The 14,651-nt window shown below is 67.1% G+C and carries 15 protein-coding genes and 1 other annotated feature; of the genes, 9 read left to right on the top strand and 6 right to left on the bottom strand.

The window, feature by feature from the left end:
- Window positions 1-40: 40 nt before the first annotated feature.
- Together ACNKFW_RS13630 and ACNKFW_RS13625 are read left to right on the top strand one after the other, a co-directional pair.
- On the top strand, window positions 41-2,098 hold the full coding sequence (locus ACNKFW_RS13630) for an acetyl-CoA carboxylase biotin carboxylase subunit (RefSeq protein WP_024842429.1): 2,058 nt from the start codon (window positions 41-43) through the stop codon (window positions 2,096-2,098).
- A 49-nt stretch (window positions 2,099-2,147) separates the two neighbouring features.
- The gene (locus ACNKFW_RS13625; protein ID WP_024842428.1) at window positions 2,148-2,810 is read left to right on the top strand and encodes a hypothetical protein; all 663 of its coding nucleotides are present in this window, start codon (window positions 2,148-2,150) and stop codon (window positions 2,808-2,810) included.
- Here the strand turns inward: ACNKFW_RS13625 and ACNKFW_RS13620 are convergent.
- Together ACNKFW_RS13620 and ACNKFW_RS13615 are read right to left on the bottom strand one after the other, a co-directional pair.
- Window positions 2,776-2,967, bottom strand: a complete 192-nt coding sequence (locus ACNKFW_RS13620; protein WP_147429132.1) for a hypothetical protein — start codon at window positions 2,965-2,967, stop codon at window positions 2,776-2,778. The two genes, ACNKFW_RS13625 and ACNKFW_RS13620, sit on opposite strands and share 35 nt — an antisense overlap.
- 102 nt (window positions 2,968-3,069) lie before the next feature.
- Window positions 3,070-3,597 (bottom strand): DUF4174 domain-containing protein, encoded by a 528-nt coding sequence (locus ACNKFW_RS13615; protein ID WP_024842426.1) that lies wholly within the window; start codon window positions 3,595-3,597, stop codon window positions 3,070-3,072.
- Window positions 3,598-3,654: 57 nt separating this feature from the next.
- Between ACNKFW_RS13615 and scpA the strand changes: the two genes are divergently transcribed.
- From scpA to ACNKFW_RS13585, 6 genes are all read left to right on the top strand, one after another.
- Window positions 3,655-5,799: a methylmalonyl-CoA mutase gene (gene scpA / locus ACNKFW_RS13610; RefSeq protein ID WP_147429133.1), complete on the top strand. Its 2,145-nt coding sequence runs from the start codon at window positions 3,655-3,657 to the stop codon at window positions 5,797-5,799.
- 106 nt (window positions 5,800-5,905) lie between these two features.
- Entirely contained in the window at window positions 5,906-6,394 is a 489-nt protein-coding gene (locus ACNKFW_RS13605; protein WP_074990839.1) for a GNAT family N-acetyltransferase, read from the top strand.
- A 59-nt stretch (window positions 6,395-6,453) separates the two neighbouring features.
- A complete protein-coding gene (locus tag ACNKFW_RS13600) occupies window positions 6,454-6,711 on the top strand; it encodes a hypothetical protein (protein ID WP_147429134.1) in 258 nt (85 codons plus the stop codon).
- The gene (locus tag ACNKFW_RS13595) at window positions 6,699-7,232 is read left to right on the top strand and encodes a hypothetical protein (protein WP_024842423.1); all 534 of its coding nucleotides are present in this window, start codon (window positions 6,699-6,701) and stop codon (window positions 7,230-7,232) included. Before ACNKFW_RS13600 ends, ACNKFW_RS13595 begins: the two co-directional genes overlap by 13 nt.
- A 67-nt stretch (window positions 7,233-7,299) precedes the next feature.
- On the top strand, window positions 7,300-8,616 hold the full coding sequence (locus tag ACNKFW_RS13590) for a homoserine dehydrogenase (protein WP_147429135.1): 1,317 nt from the start codon (window positions 7,300-7,302) through the stop codon (window positions 8,614-8,616).
- A 63-nt stretch (window positions 8,617-8,679) separates the two neighbouring features.
- Window positions 8,680-9,437, top strand: a protein-coding gene (locus ACNKFW_RS13585) for an IS5-like element IS1248A family transposase (protein ID WP_114669439.1) whose coding sequence is annotated in 2 segments (ribosomal slippage) — window positions 8,680-9,001 and window positions 9,001-9,437 — 759 coding nt in all. Because the reading frame shifts where the segments join, the coding sequence is not laid out codon by codon here.
- A gap of 342 nt (window positions 9,438-9,779) precedes the next feature.
- On the opposite strand, the gene arsH is transcribed toward ACNKFW_RS13585, so the two are convergent.
- Genes arsH through ACNKFW_RS13565 form a run of 4 tightly spaced genes read right to left on the bottom strand, consistent with a single transcriptional unit; the run spans window position 9,780 to window position 12,878 of the window.
- Complete coding sequence (arsH, locus tag ACNKFW_RS13580; protein WP_147429136.1) at window positions 9,780-10,487, bottom strand: arsenical resistance protein ArsH; 708 nt, start codon at window positions 10,485-10,487, stop codon at window positions 9,780-9,782.
- Complete coding sequence (gene arsB, locus ACNKFW_RS13575) at window positions 10,484-11,557, bottom strand: ACR3 family arsenite efflux transporter (RefSeq protein ID WP_147429137.1); 1,074 nt, start codon at window positions 11,555-11,557, stop codon at window positions 10,484-10,486. The genes arsH and arsB overlap by 4 nt, the downstream gene beginning before the upstream one ends.
- 12 nt (window positions 11,558-11,569) lie before the next feature.
- Entirely contained in the window at window positions 11,570-12,523 is a 954-nt protein-coding gene (gene arsC, locus ACNKFW_RS13570) for an arsenate reductase (glutaredoxin) (RefSeq protein ID WP_147429138.1), read from the bottom strand.
- Window positions 12,516-12,878, bottom strand: a complete 363-nt coding sequence (locus ACNKFW_RS13565; protein ID WP_010400452.1) for an ArsR/SmtB family transcription factor — start codon at window positions 12,876-12,878, stop codon at window positions 12,516-12,518. Before ACNKFW_RS13565 ends, arsC begins: the two co-directional genes overlap by 8 nt.
- 319 nt (window positions 12,879-13,197) lie before the next feature.
- Between ACNKFW_RS13565 and chrA the strand changes: the two genes are divergently transcribed.
- Window positions 13,198-14,403, top strand: coding sequence for a chromate efflux transporter (gene chrA / locus ACNKFW_RS13560; protein WP_147429202.1), 1,206 nt, complete (start codon window positions 13,198-13,200; stop codon window positions 14,401-14,403).
- 181 nt (window positions 14,404-14,584) lie between these two features.
- Window positions 14,585-14,642 (top strand) — a sequence feature (sul1 is cis-regulatory element that is thought to sense ions involved in sulfur or methionine metabolism; They are found in Alphaproteobacteria).
- Window positions 14,643-14,651: the final 9 nt, after the last annotated feature.

The following is a 14,651-nucleotide window of genomic DNA, read 5'->3' as shown; positions in this document are numbered from 1 at the left end:
GGCTTTTTCACGTTCGGGATCTGCCCCAAGGGAAAGAAGCATGTTCAAGAAAATCCTGATCGCCAACCGGGGCGAGATCGCCTGCCGGGTCATCAAGACCGCCAAGAAGATGGGCATCCAGACTGTCGCCGTCTATTCCGACGCCGACCGCAACGCGCTGCATGTCAAGATGGCGGACGAGGCGGTCCATATCGGCCCGCCCCCGGCGAACCAGTCCTATATCGTGATCGACAGGATCATGGAGGCGATCCGCCGGACCGGGGCCGAGGCGGTGCATCCCGGCTACGGCTTTTTGTCCGAGAACATGAAATTCGCCGAGGCGCTGGAGAAGGAGGGCGTCACCTTCATCGGCCCGCCCTCGCCCGCCATCGAGGCGATGGGCGACAAGATCACCTCGAAGAAGCTGGCGCAGGAGGCCGGGGTCAGCACGGTTCCCGGCTATATGGGCCTGATCGCCGATGCCGACGAGGCGGTGAAGATCTCGAAGGAAATCGGCTTTCCGGTGATGATCAAGGCATCCGCCGGCGGCGGCGGCAAGGGCATGCGCATCGCCTGGACCGAGCAGGAGGCGCGCGAGGGCTTCGAATCCTCCAAGAACGAGGCGGCGAACAGCTTTGGCGACGACCGCATCTTCATCGAGAAATTCGTGACGCAGCCGCGCCATATCGAGATCCAGGTGCTGGCCGACAAGCACGGCAATTGCGTCTATGTGCATGAACGCGAATGCTCGATCCAGCGCCGCAACCAGAAGGTGATCGAGGAGGCCCCCTCGCCCTTCCTGGACGAGGCGACCCGCAAGGCCATGGGCGAGCAGGCCGTGGCCCTGGCCAAGGCGGTGGGCTATACCTCGGCCGGCACGGTGGAGTTCATCGTCGACGGCCAGAAGAACTTCTATTTCCTGGAGATGAACACCCGCCTGCAGGTCGAGCATCCGGTGACGGAGTTGATCACCGGCATCGATCTGGTCGAGCAGATGATCCGCGTCGCCGCCGGCGAGACGCTGCCCTTCGCGCAGGCGGATCTGAAGATCAACGGCTGGGCCATCGAAAGCCGGCTTTACGCCGAGGATCCCTATCGCAACTTCCTGCCCTCGATCGGCCGGCTGACCCGCTATCGCCCGCCGGTCGAGACCGCGGCCGGACCGATGCAGGCCGCCGATACCTGGGTGCCTGCCCATCCCGGCGATCACCCGCCCGCCGCGGCGACCGGGGTGCGCAACGATACCGGCGTCTACGAGGGCGGCGAGATCAGCATGTATTACGACCCGATGATCGCCAAGCTCTGCACCTGGGCACCAAGCCGGGCCGAGGCCATCGAGCAGATGCGCCTGGCGCTGGACGAATTCGAGGTCGAGGGCATCGGCCACAACCTGCCCTTCCTGTCGGCGGTGATGGACCATCCGAAATTCGTCTCGGGCGACATCTCGACGGCCTTCATCGCCGAGGAATATCCCGAGGGCTTCCTGGGCGCGACCCTGCCCGATGCCGAGATCACCCGCGTCGCCGCCTCGGCCGCGGCCATGCACCGCGTGGCGGAAATCCGGCGCACCCGCATCTCGGGCCGGCTGGACAACCATGAACGCCATGTCGGCGAGCACTGGGTCGTCTTCACCGCCGGCAAGGAAATCCCGGTGCGCATCACCGCCGACAAGCAGGGCTCGACGGTCGAGATCGACGGCCGCAAGCTGCGCGTCGAAAGCGACTGGCTGCCGGGGCAATCGCTGGCGCGGCTGACGGTCGATGGCGCGCCCTTGGTGATGAAGGTGGACCGGCTGCCCTCGGGCTTCCGGCTGCGGGTGCGCGGCGCCGACCTGAAAACCTATGTGCGCCGGCCGCGCGCCGCGGAACTGGCGCGGCTGATGCCCGAGAAGCTGCCGCCCGACACCTCGAAATTCCTGCTCTGCCCGATGCCCGGCCTGGTGGTCAGGATCAATGTCGAGGCCGGGGACGAGGTGCAGGAAGGCCAGGCCCTGGCCACGGTCGAGGCGATGAAGATGGAAAACATCCTGCGCGCCGAAAGGAAGGCGGTGGTAAAATCCGTCAATGCCGCGCCGGGCGAAAGCCTCAAGGTCGATGACGTGATCATCGAGTTCGAGTGACAGGAAGCCGCCGGGCGCCCGCCAGCGCCCGGCCCAGGGATCGGGGATCATGCCGGTTTTCGACGATTATCTCAGCCCCCATGCGCAGCAGGCGTTGATCGCCGGGCTGTTCATCGCCGCGGGCTGGTGGGTCGTCGCCCTGCAGAACCGCCGCCGCGACGCCAAGCTGCGCGCCGAGCGGATCGGCGACGTGCAGCGCGCGCTTCTGGCCGAGATCCGCGCCCATGTCGTCGCGCTGGAGGCGCAGCGGCTGGACGAGGACGAGGCGCGGCAGCTCTTGGACGGCCTGCGCGCCAGCGGCCGGGTGCCGGTGATCCCGACCCAGGCCAATGACCGGATCTTCGCCGCCATCATCGACGAGGTGCATATCCTGCCCGCCTCGGTCATCGATCCGGTAGTAACCTATTACCGGCAACTGTCGGTCATGGCCGCCTTTGCCGAGGCGATCCGCGACCAGGCCAGAAAGGATCCGGCGCGGGCGGTCGAGATGTTCGGGGATTACCTGGGGCTGACCGAGGCGGCACGCGAGACCGGGCACGAAGCCATGCGGCTGCTCATGGCCAGCATCTTCGGCGGCGAGCGGGCGGTTCAGGAATTGCTGGAGCAGGAAGAACGGGCCGGCGCCGGGCGCATCGCCGCCGCCCTGCCCGGCGAGCTGGCGGAACTGCGCGACCGCCTCAGTAAGCGATCTTCGGACCGGAGCGGCCTTTGATGGGTTTCAGACCGACGATGATGGCCATTTCATTGGCGGTGCGGGCGCGGGCCAGCCGCTCGGCCAGCGAGGCATTGGCCGGACCGGGCTTGGCCTGGCCGGCTCCCGTCGCCGGGGCGGCGTCTTCCGTCACGCGCGGCCGGGGCGATTTGGCCATGGCAGTCCTCCTGTTCAGCGGGCATCCATGCTGCCCTGCCCCCAAGATAATGGCTGCGCGCCCGTCCCGCAATGAAATCGGTGCGATTTTCGCAAGCCCGCGTCACGGCAGCCCGGCGCGGCCGATTTCCTGCAAGCGCAGCGGAAACTTGTCGATGGCCCGCGTGATCTCGCGCACCGACCAGGGCACGGGCTTGCGCTGCTTGACCTGGCCGTCCTTGTCCATCAGCACCAGCGAGAAGCCCTCGGGGCGCAATTGCCGGCGCCAGATGCTTGCCGCCGCGGGGTCGGCATCGGTGATCACCACCACGTCGCGGGCGATCAGCGGCGCGGGATCGCGCTGCAAGGCGGACAGTTGCTCGATGAAGGCCGGATCGGCGGCGGTATTGGCAAAGATCACCACCGGCCGCGCCTGCCACATGAACTCGGCCGGATCGGCCTCGGCGGCGGGCAGCACCGTCAATTCGCCCGCAGGCGTCTGGGGACGCGCGGGCGTCGCCCCCTCGCTTCGTGCGGCGGGCACTTCGCCGCGGACATATGGGCGATGGCCGTCGGCCTCGCCTTCGGGCCTTGGACCCATCGCCGCCACCAGCGGCACCACGACCAGCAAAATCAACCGTTTCAGTTTCATCGCCCCCTCTTCTCCTCATTCATATAAGAGCCGAGGGGCCATGGGAAAGGATGCAAGATGACCGAAAGCACGAAAGCCGCCCTCGAGGAATGGCGCCGGCTCGCCAGCAAAGAGCTGAAAGGCGCCGATCCCGACAGCCTGACCTGGCATACGCTGGAGGGGATCGCGGTCAAGCCGCTCTACACCGAGGAGGACGTGAAGGGCCTGGACCATCTGGGCAGCCTGCCCGGCATCGAGCCCTTCACCCGCGGCCCGCGTGCCACCATGTATGCCGGCCGGCCCTGGACCATCCGGCAATATGCCGGCTTCTCGACCGCCGAGGAATCGAACGCCTTCTATCGCAAGGCGCTGGCCGCAGGGCAGCAGGGCGTTTCGGTCGCCTTCGACCTGGCCACACATCGCGGCTATGACAGCGACCATCCGCGGGTCGAGGGCGACGTGGGCAAGGCCGGCGTCGCCATCGACAGCGTCGAGGACATGAAGATCCTGTTCGACGGCATCCCGCTGGACAAGGTTTCCGTGTCCATGACCATGAACGGCGCGGTGATCCCGGTGCTGGCCAATTTCATCGTCACCGGCGAGGAACAGGGCCATTCCCGCGCCGTGCTGTCGGGCACCATCCAGAACGACATCCTCAAGGAGTTCATGGTCCGCAACACCTATATCTATCCGCCCGAGCCCTCGATGCGGATCATCGCGGACATCATCGAATACACCTCGCACGAGATGCCCAGGTTCAACTCGATCTCGATCTCGGGCTATCACATGCAGGAGGCCGGCGCGAACCTGGTGCAGGAACTGGCCTATACCCTGGCCGACGGGCGCGAATATGTCCGCGCCGCGCTGAAGGCCGGGATGGACGTGGACCAGTTCGCCGGGCGGCTGTCCTTCTTCTTCGCCATCGGCATGAATTTCTTCATGGAGGCGGCTAAGCTGCGCGCCGCGCGCCTGCTGTGGACGCGGATCATGAAGGAGTTCGAGCCGAAGAAGCCGGGCTCGCTGATGCTGCGCACGCATTGCCAGACCTCGGGCGTCAGCCTGCAGGAACAGGACCCCTACAACAACGTGGTCCGCACCGCCTACGAGGCGATGGCGGCGGCGCTTGGCGGCACGCAGTCGCTGCATACCAACGCGCTGGACGAGGCCATCGCGCTGCCGACCGAGTTCAGCGCCCGCATCGCCCGCAACACCCAGCTGATCCTGCAGGAGGAAACCGGCATCACCCATGTCGTCGATCCGCTGGCAGGTTCCTATTACGTCGAGAGCCTGACGCATGAGCTGGCCGAGAAGGCCTGGGCGCTGATCGAGGAGGTCGAGGCCATGGGCGGCATGACCAAGGCCGTCGCCTCGGGCATGCCCAAGCTGCGCATCGAGGAGACCGCCGCCCGCCGCCAGGCCATGATCGACCGCGGCGAGGAGGTGATCGTCGGGGTGAACAAGTATCGCCTGGCCAAGGAAGACCCGATCGACATCCTCGATATCGACAACATGAAGGTGCGCGAGGCGCAGATCGCCCGGCTGCACAAGATGCGCGAGACGCGGGACGAGGTGCAATGCCAGGCGGCGCTGGCCGAGCTGTCGCGCCGGGCAAAGGAAGGCGGCAACCTGCTGGAAGCCGCGGTCGAAGCCGCGCGCGCGCGCGCTTCTGTGGGGGAAATCAGCATGGCAATGGAAAAGGAATTCGGCCGCCACCGCGCCGAGGTCAAGACCCTGGCCGGCGTCTATGGCGCCGCCTATGAAGGCGACGACGATTTCGCGCAGATCCAGCGCGACGTCGAAACCTTCGCCGAGCAGGAAGGCCGCCGCCCGCGCATGCTGGTGGTCAAGATGGGCCAGGACGGCCACGACCGCGGCGCCAAGGTCATCGCCACCGCCTTTGCCGATATCGGCTTCGACGTCGACGTGGGGCCGCTGTTCCAGACCCCCGAGGAAGCCGCGCAGGATGCCATCGACAACGACGTGCACGTGGTGGGCATCTCGTCTCAGGCGGCCGGGCACAAGACCCTGGCGCCGAAGCTGATCGCGGCCTTGAAGGAGCAGGGCGCGGGCGACATCATCGTGATCTGCGGCGGCGTGATCCCGCAGCAGGATTACGATTTCCTGAAGAAGGCCGGGGTGAAGGCGATCTTCGGGCCGGGGACCAACATCCCCGCGGCGGCGCGCGACATCCTGGGCCTGATCCGCGCGGCGCGGGCGGCATGACAGACCTGCGGCCGGGGCGCCTGGCGTCGCGGCCGCAGGGGTATTTGGGGAACGAAGAAGCGCGCGGCCCTTGCCCGAGGGACGGCGCGGCAAAGGAGGCCCGGCGATGATGCTGCGTCCTGCGACCGACCGGGATATTCCGGCGATCCTGGCGTTCTGGAACCCGCTGATCCGCGAGACCACGATCACCTTTTCCAGCGAGGAGAAGACGGCCGAAGGGCTGGCGCGGATGATCGCGGGGCGGCTGGCCGCGGGGCGGGCCTTCCTGGTCGCCGAGGAGGCCGGCGCGGTGCTGGGGTTGGCGAGCTATGACCAGTTCCGCCCCGGCGACGGCTATGCCCATTGCATGGAGCATACCGTCATCCTGTCGCCCGCCGCGCACGGGCGCGGCATCGGCCGGGCGCTGATGGCGGCGCTGGAGGATCATGCCCGCGTGCGGGGCGCGCATGGCATGATCGCCGCGGTTTCAGCCGAGAACGAGGCCGGCCTCGCCTTTCACCGCGCCATCGGCTATCGCGAGGTCGGGCAGGTGCCGCAGGCGGGGCGCAAGTTCGGCCGCTGGCTGGACCTGGTGCTGCTGCAAAAGATCCTCTGACCCGGCTTGCCTGCCGCCGGGTGCTATGGAACACTCGGGCCCGCAAGCGCGGGGACAGGATGGACGACGGCAGGGGCGGGCAGATCACCGGCATCGCGGGCAATGGAAAAATCGGCCGGAAAGGCGTTTTCTTGAAACGCAAGGTGCATGCCCCCCGCGGGATAACGGCCTTCGTGCCGCCCGATGCGATCCTGCTGCGCCGGGGCGCACCGCCTGATCCTGGGCAGGCGGCATTCGGCGACCCACCGCATGCGGGCCTGCGCCGTGGCCTGCTTCCCGTTGTTGCCTGCATCGGTGGTGCATCATGGCCAGGATAGGCGCACCACCCGAGACGCATTACACTCTGCCCGCGGATTTCGCCGCCGCCCTGGGGCATTGCGTGGCGAATTTCGGCTGGCTCGAGGAGATCATCAAGCGCACCATCTATGCACTGGACCGGGCGCGGCTGGCCGACGACCTGACCGAGGAAGAGCTGCAAAGCTGGCTGACCCGCATGGTCTCGATCGCCGACGATTCCATGGGCACGCTGATCGAGCAGCTCGACGCCGCCATGCGCCGCTATCCCGGCCTGCGCGACCGCAACCGCATCACCGACCGGCTGGCCGAGATCCGCCTGCAACGCAACCTGCTTTGCCATGCCTCCTGGCGGCCGACCGAGGACAAGGCGCGCTGGCACCCCGCCTTCGTCAACACCAGGGGCGAGGTGCAACGCCAGCCGCTGAGCATCGCCGACCTGGAGGCTATCCGCGCCGATACGGTCGAGATCGGCACCCGCGTGCTGCGGGTGATGCGGGCGACCGGCGTCAAGGGCTATTGGGCGGGGGATGACGAGGCCTGATCCCATGCGCGTTGCAACGTGCCGCGCCATCCGCTAACACCGCTTCGTCCATAGATAAGAGTTTCATATGTCCGCCCAGAACCAGGGGCAAAACGCCTCTCCGCTGCGTCTCGGCATCGCTGGCCTTGGGACGGTCGGCACCGGCACCGTCAAGATCATCCAGAAACACGCCGCCCTGCTGGCCCTGCGCGCCGGCCGGCCGATCGCCATCACCGCCGTCAGCGCCCGCGACCGGATGAAGAACCGCGATGTGGACCTGTCCGGCTATGCCTGGGAGGATGACGCCCGCACGCTCGCCCTGCGCGAGGACGTGGATGTCTTCGTCGAGCTGATCGGCGGCGACGAGGGCATTGCGCGCGAGGCGGTGACGGCCGCGCTGCGCGCCGGCAAGGACGTGGTGACGGCCAACAAGGCGCTGCTGGCGATCCACGGCCAGGAACTGGCGGAACTGGCCGAGGCCAATGGCCGGGTGATCCGTTTCGAGGCCGCGGTGGCCGGCGGCATCCCGGTGATCAAGGCGATGACCGAATCGCTTTCCGGCAACGAGATCCGCCGCATCATGGGGGTGATGAACGGCACCTGCAACTATATCCTGACCCGGATGGAAAGCGCCGGCCTGCCCTATGAGGAGGTTTTCGAGGAGGCGCGCCAGCTGGGCTATCTCGAGGCCGATCCGACGCTGGACGTGGGCGGCATCGACGCCAGCCACAAGCTGGCGATCCTGGCCGCCATCGCCTTCGGCACCCGGCCCAGCTTCGACGCGGTCGAGATCGAGGGCATCGAGCGGGTCAGCATCGACGACATCCGCCGCGCCGCCGACATGGGCTATCGCATCAAGCTGCTGGGCGTGGCGCAGATGACCGGGCGCGGCCTCGAGCAGCGCATGTCGCCCTGCCTGGTGCCCGCCGACAGCCCGCTGGGGCAGTTGCAGGGCGGCACCAACATGGTGGTGATCGAGGGCGATGCGGTCGGCCAGATCGTGCTGCGCGGCGCCGGCGCCGGCGAGGGCCCGACCGCCAGCGCGGTGATGTCCGACGTGGTCGAGATCGCGCGCGGCGTGCGCATGCCCAGCTTTGGCCAGCCGGCCGCGACGCTGGCCAGCCCGCAGTCGGCGCGGACCGCGGTGCCGGCGGCCTATTACATTCGCCTGCAACTGACCGACAAGCCCGGGGCGCTGGCCAAGGTGGCCTCGGTGCTGGGCGATGCCGGCATCTCGATCGACCGCATGCGGCAATACGGCCATTCCCGCACCGAAGGCGTGGCGCCGGTGCTGATCGTCACCCACAAGACCACGCCCGAGGCCATCGACCACGCCATCGAGGCCCTGCCGCGCACCGGCGTCATCGCCGGCGAACCGGTCGAGCTGCGGATCGAAGAAGTCTAGGGTCAGGATGCATTGATTTTCAGTGTGCTACGTGATTCACGGCTCGGAAAACGGAGCGGTGACATGAGCGACCTGTACTGGCTGACCGACGAGCAGATGACCAAGCTTGCCCCTTTCTTCCCGAAGTCGCACGGCAAGCCACGCGTCGATGACAAGCGTGTTCTAAGCGGGATTATCTTCATCAATCGCAATGGTTTGCGCTGGCGAGATGCCCCCAGGGAGTATGGGCCGCACAAGACGCTCTACAGCCGGTGGAAGCGTTGGAGCGAGAAAGGCATTTTCGCCAGGATGATGATCGGGCTGGCCGCCGACCACGGCGAGGAAAAGACCGTGATGATCGACGCGACCTATCTGAAAGCGCACCGCACCGCGACCAGCTTGGCCGTGAAAAAGGGGGGCGTGGACGCCTCGTCGGCCGGACCAAGGGCGGCATGAACACGAAGCTGCATGCCATCTGTGACAGCCAGGGCCGACCGCTCGACCTGTTCGTCACCGCAGGGCAGGTCAGCGACTACATCGGGGCGCGGGCGTTGCTCAGCAGCCTCCCAAAGGTCGATTGGCTGCTCGGGGATCGCGGCTATGACGCCGACTGGTTCCGGGAAGCCTTGCAGGACAAGGGGATACGAGCCTGCATCCCCGGCCGAAAGCAGCGCAAGACACCGGTCAAATACGACAAGCGCCGATACAAGCGGCGCAACCGCATCGAGATCATGTTTGGCAGGCTCAAGGACTGGCGGCGCGTGGCAACCCGATACGACAGATGCCCGAAGGTCTTCCTCTCGGCCATCGCGCTCGCGGCAACCGTCATTTATTGGTTATGAATCCTGACCCTAGCACGGTTCAGGCCATCGGCAGCCTCTCGTGACCGGCCGGGATCGCCGGTCTGATTTGCCCGGATCGGATGATCCACCAGGGCGCTGCCGCTGGCGACGCGACAGAAATGTAATGCGCCATCATGGCCGATCATCGCATTGGCCCTTGCAGGATCGGGGAGGGTCGCGCCCCTTCGTCTCCGATCCGTGCGATAACAATCGGAAGGTGGGGTGACGACGGCGCAGGAAAAGCCATCGGTTACCCGGTTCAGACCCGGTTCGGTCGCCTTTACGGCGCGATCCGGCTGCGTCTCGTGATCGCTCTCCACCCGATATCGGGCCTCTCCGGCCTCATGTCGCGGCCTTGAGGTTCAGCCGTTCCTCGAGCTTTGCGGCCGTCTCCTTGCGCTCGCTGTAGCGGTCGGTCAGGAAGGCCGACAGGTCGCGGGTCAGCAGGGTGAACTTCACCAACTCCTCCATCACGTCGACGATGCGGTCGTAATAGCTCGACGGCCGCATGCGGCCGGCCTCGTCGAATTCCTGATACGCCCTGGCGACCGAGGACTGGTTGGGGATCGTCAACATCCGCATCCAGCGGCCCAGCACCCGCATCTGGTTCACCGCGTTGAAGCTCTGCGAGCCGCCCGAAACCTGCATCACCGCCAGCGTGCGGCCCTGCGTTGGCCGGATCGCCCCCATCGACAGCGGGATCCAGTCGATCTGCGCCTTCATCACCCCGGTCATCGCGCCGTGGCGTTCCGGGCTGGTCCAGACCTGGCCCTCGGACCACAGGCACAGCTCACGCAGCTCCTGCACCTTGGGATGCGACGGGTCGGCATCCTCGGGCAGCGGCAGGCCGTTGGCGTGGAACACCCGCGTCTCGCAGCCGAAATGGCGCAGCAGGCGCTCGGCCTCCAGCGTGGCGAAGCGGCTGTAGGAGCGTTCGCGCAGCGAGCCGTAGAGCAACAGGATGCGCGGCGGATGGGTTACTCGCGGCAGGTCGGGGACCGCGGGCGCGCGCAGGCAGTCGGGCGACAGGTTCGGCAGGTCGGGGATCATGCGCGGGCCTCTTGCGGGGTTGCTGCGGGGAACCAGCGGCGGCCCAGCCACAGGGCGGCGTTGACCAGAAGGATCAGCACCGGCACCTCGACCAGCGGGCCGATGACCGCGGCGAAGGCCACGGGCGAGGCCAGCCCATAGGCGGCGATGGCGACGGCGATGGCCAGCTCGAAATTGTTGCCGGCGGCGGTGAAGGCGATGGCGGTGCTGCGCGGATAGTCCCGCGCGATCAGGCGGCCCATGGCGAAGCTGACGGCGAACTGGATGGCGAAGTAGAGCACCAGCGGCACGGCGATCCTGATGGTGTCGAGCGGCAGGCGCACGACATCGCCGCCCTTCAGGCTGAACATCGCCACGATGGTGAAGAGCAACGCGGCCAGCGTGATCGGGCTGATCTTCGGCAGGAAGACGTCCCGATACCACTCCTCGCCCCTGCGCCGGATCAGCACATGCCGGGTCAGGAAGCCGGCGGCGAAGGGGATGCCGAGATAGATCAGAACCGCCTCGGTCACCGTCCGGAAACCCACCTCGATCACGCTGCCCTCCAGCCCGAACAAGGGCGGCAGCACGGTCAGGAACAGCCAGGCATAGGTCGAGAAGAACAGGATCTGGAAGATCGAGTTGAAGGCCACCAGCCCGGCGACATATTGCCCGTCGCCGCGCGCCAGCTGGTTCCAGACCAGCACCATGGCGATGCAGCGCGCCAGGCCGATCAGGATCAGCCCGGTCATGTATTCCGGCTGGTCGCGCAGGAAGATCACCGCTAAGGCGAACATCAGCACCGGCCCGATCAGCCAGTTCTGCACCAGCGACAGCACCAGCACCCGCCTGTCGGCAAAGACCCGGGGCAGGTCCTCGTAACGCACCTTGGCCAGCGGCGGATACATCATCAGGATCAGCCCGATGGCGATGGGGATGTTGGTCGAGCCGACCGCCATGGCGTTCAGCGCATCCGGCAGGCCGGAGAACAGCGTGCCCAGCAGGATGCCGAGCGCCATGGCCGCGAAGATCCACAAGGTCAGGTAGCGGTCGAGAAAGGAAAGCCGGCGGGCCGGGCTGTCGGGGGTCATCACCTGCTCCTTTCAGGCCGGGCGAATGCGGTTGCCTTGGGCATCCACGACTTGCTCGCCATCTTCCTTGCTGAAGGCGGCGCGCTGCGGCGGCAGCAGGTCCAGCACCTGCTCCGAGGGCCGGCAAAGCCGCACGCCCCTGGGGCTGACCACGATGGGCCGGTTGATCAGCACCGGATGCGCCATCATCGCCTCGATCAGCGCGGCGTCGGTCAGCGCCGGGTCGTCCAGGCCAAGCTCGGCATAGGGCGTGCCGTTCTGGCGCAGCAGATCGCGCGGGGCGATGCCCATGCGGGCGATAAGCTGTTTCAACATCGCGCGCGAGGGCGGCGTCTTGAGATATTCCACCACATGCGGCTCGATCCCGGCATTGCGGATCAGCGCCAGCACGTTGCGCGAGGTGCCGCAGTCGGGGTTGTGATAGATCACGACATCCATGTCGGCCCCCGCCCCGGCCGCGCCTTCGGAGCGTCCGATCTCGTGCAGCCTGGAGACGAGGCTGGCGCGATCGAGGGTGCCGATCGGCAGGGCGGCAAAGGCCTGGATGCGCGCCTTCATGTAGCGCAGCGTCTCGATGAAGGCCATGTCGCGCTGCAACTCGCTGCCGGTCGCGGCTGCCGGGTCTGGAAGGCCCCAATGCGCCGTCATCGGCTGGCCCGGCCAATAGGGACAGGCCTCGCCCGCCGCGTCGTCGCAAACGGTGAAGACAAAATCCATCACCGGCGCGTCGGGCGCGGCGAATTCGTCCCAGCTTTTCGAGCGCAGCCCTTCGGTCGGGTAATGGTAGTTCTGCAGGATCTTCAGGGTCCGCGGATGCACCTCTCCCTTCGGCTGGCTGCCGGCCGAGAAGGCGCGGAACCGCGCGCCGCCCTCCTTGCGCAGCACGCTTTCGGCGATGAGCGAGCGGGCAGAGTTGCCGGTGCAGAGAAACAGCACGTTGAAGACACGAGGCGAGGCGTCAGCCATGCAGGGCATCCTTGCTGGGTTCACAGGAACAGGACAGCGCGGCCGCGACCGGCGCGCAGATCTCGGGGTGGCCGTCGCAGCAATCGCGCATCAGGAATGCGATCAGTCCGGCCAATGTCGCAAAGACGGCGCTGTAGATGATGAAGCGCCCCTCGCGCCGGGACCGGATCAGCCCGGCATGTTCGAGATGGGTCAGGTGGAACGACAGCCGCGAGGTGCTGGCACCCCCCAGGGCCTCGCCGATCGCCCCGGCCGCCATGCCCTCCGGCCCGGCCTTGACCAGCAGCCGGACGATGCGCAGCCGGGTCTCCTGCGACAGCGCCGCGAAGCCGGCAAGGGCGCGTTGCTCTTCCATCGAATCAACCCCTCAATATGTGTTGAGTCATATGCCGCCGAGAGCGGTATGTGTCAAGCCGCCGCGCTCGGACTGGTGGCAGGGTGCCGCGAATACCGGTTCGCTTCCCTCGTGGACCGGTCCCCGCAAAACCTGTGCCTCGGAAGAAGCGGCCGTTCCGCCGCGCCGCGTTATCCATATTCGGGGATGCAGAACGGAAACCCCGGCCAAGCCCGGCATTCATATCGGCGTGGCATTGCGTATAGAGAAATGGCCCGGCGTGACATTCCACGTCACGCGGGCCCGGCGGTACCCAAGCCAAGTGATCGGAGAGGACCGAATGAAGATGACCGCATTGCGGCCAGCGCAAGGGACAGCAGGAGAGGTCTTTGCGACCTTCCTCAAGCTCGGCCTGACCAGTTTCGGCGGGCCGATCGCGCATCTGGGCTATTTCCGCGACGAGGTGGTGACACGGCGCGGCTGGCTGAGCGACAGCGCCTATGCCGACCTGGTGGCGTTGTGCCAGTTCCTTCCCGGCCCGGCCTCCAGCCAGGTGGGCTTTGCATTGGGAATGATGCGGGCCGGCTGGCTGGGGGCGCTGGCGGCCTTCACCGCCTTCACATTGCCTTCGGCGCTGATGCTTGCGGCTTTCGCCATGACGGCGGCCGGCATTTCGGGGCCTGGGGGAGTTGGGGTGCTTCACGGGCTCAAGATCGTCGCGGTAGCGATTGTCGCGCAGGCGGTCTGGGGCATGGCGAAGACCCTCTGCCCCGACAAGGAACGCGCGGCGATCGCGGTCGGCGCTGTCGCGGTGCTGGCTTTCGTGCCGGGCGCGTTCGGCATGGTGGGCGCGATCCTGCTGGGCGCGTCCGCGGGCCTGCTGTTGCGGTGCAGCGCGGGCACGCCCGTCGGCGGGCATGTCTCCATGCCGGTCTCGTCCAGAGCCGCGATCGGCGCATTCATTGCCTTCCTTGCGCTTCTGGTCCTGCTGCCGGTCGTCGCCGGCCACGGCCAGGCATGGGCGGTCGTCGACAGCTTCTACCGCGCGGGCTCTCTGGTCTTTGGCGGCGGGCATGTGGTGCTGCCGCTCTTGCAGGCCGAGGTGGTGCGGCCCGGCTGGGTCACGCCGGACGCATTTCTTGCGGGCTACGGCGCGGCCCAGGCGGTGCCGGGACCGCTCTTCACCTTCGCCGCCTATCTGGGTGCGGCGCTGGGGCCGGAGCCGAACGGCGCAATCGGGGCAGCCCTGGCGCTGCTGGCCGTTTTTCTTCCCGGCTTCCTGATCCTGATCGCGGTCTTGCCCTTCTGGGACCGGTTCCGGTCCATGGCCACCGCGCAATCCCTGATGCGAGGAGCAAATGCGGCGGTCGTGGGCATCCTCGGCGCGGCACTCTATGCGCCGGTCTTCACCGGCGCGGTCGGGGATCTGCGGGATCTCGCACTGGCGCTGGCCTGCTTCGTCATGCTCACGGCATGGAAAACGCCGCCATGGCTGGTCGTCATCGTCGCGGCGCTGGGTGGCGCGGGCCTTGCGCTGTTCGGCTGAGGAAAGGTGGTCCGGGACATGGACATGCGGCCGGAAACCCTGCGGGCAGAACCCTGCCATGGCCGCGCGAAGTCGTCCGGGGCGGTCAGATCGCCAGGGTCATCACGCTTGCTCCCTGCTTCGGCATGGCAATTCCGGGTTGCCAATGCGACATGTTTGCGCATAACAGGCGCCCGAAACGCATGGAGCCGGGTGCAACTCCCGGCTGGCTCTTCCGGCCGCCGATCCGCCGGACAACCCGAACCTAA

The sequence above is a fragment of the Paracoccus sp. TD-10 genome (genome assembly GCF_048270675.1).
Lineage (GTDB): Bacteria > Pseudomonadota > Alphaproteobacteria > Rhodobacterales > Rhodobacteraceae > Paracoccus > Paracoccus pantotrophus.
The sequence above is the reverse complement of the archived record's forward strand: the minus strand, read 5'-3'. Positions and strand labels throughout refer to the sequence as shown.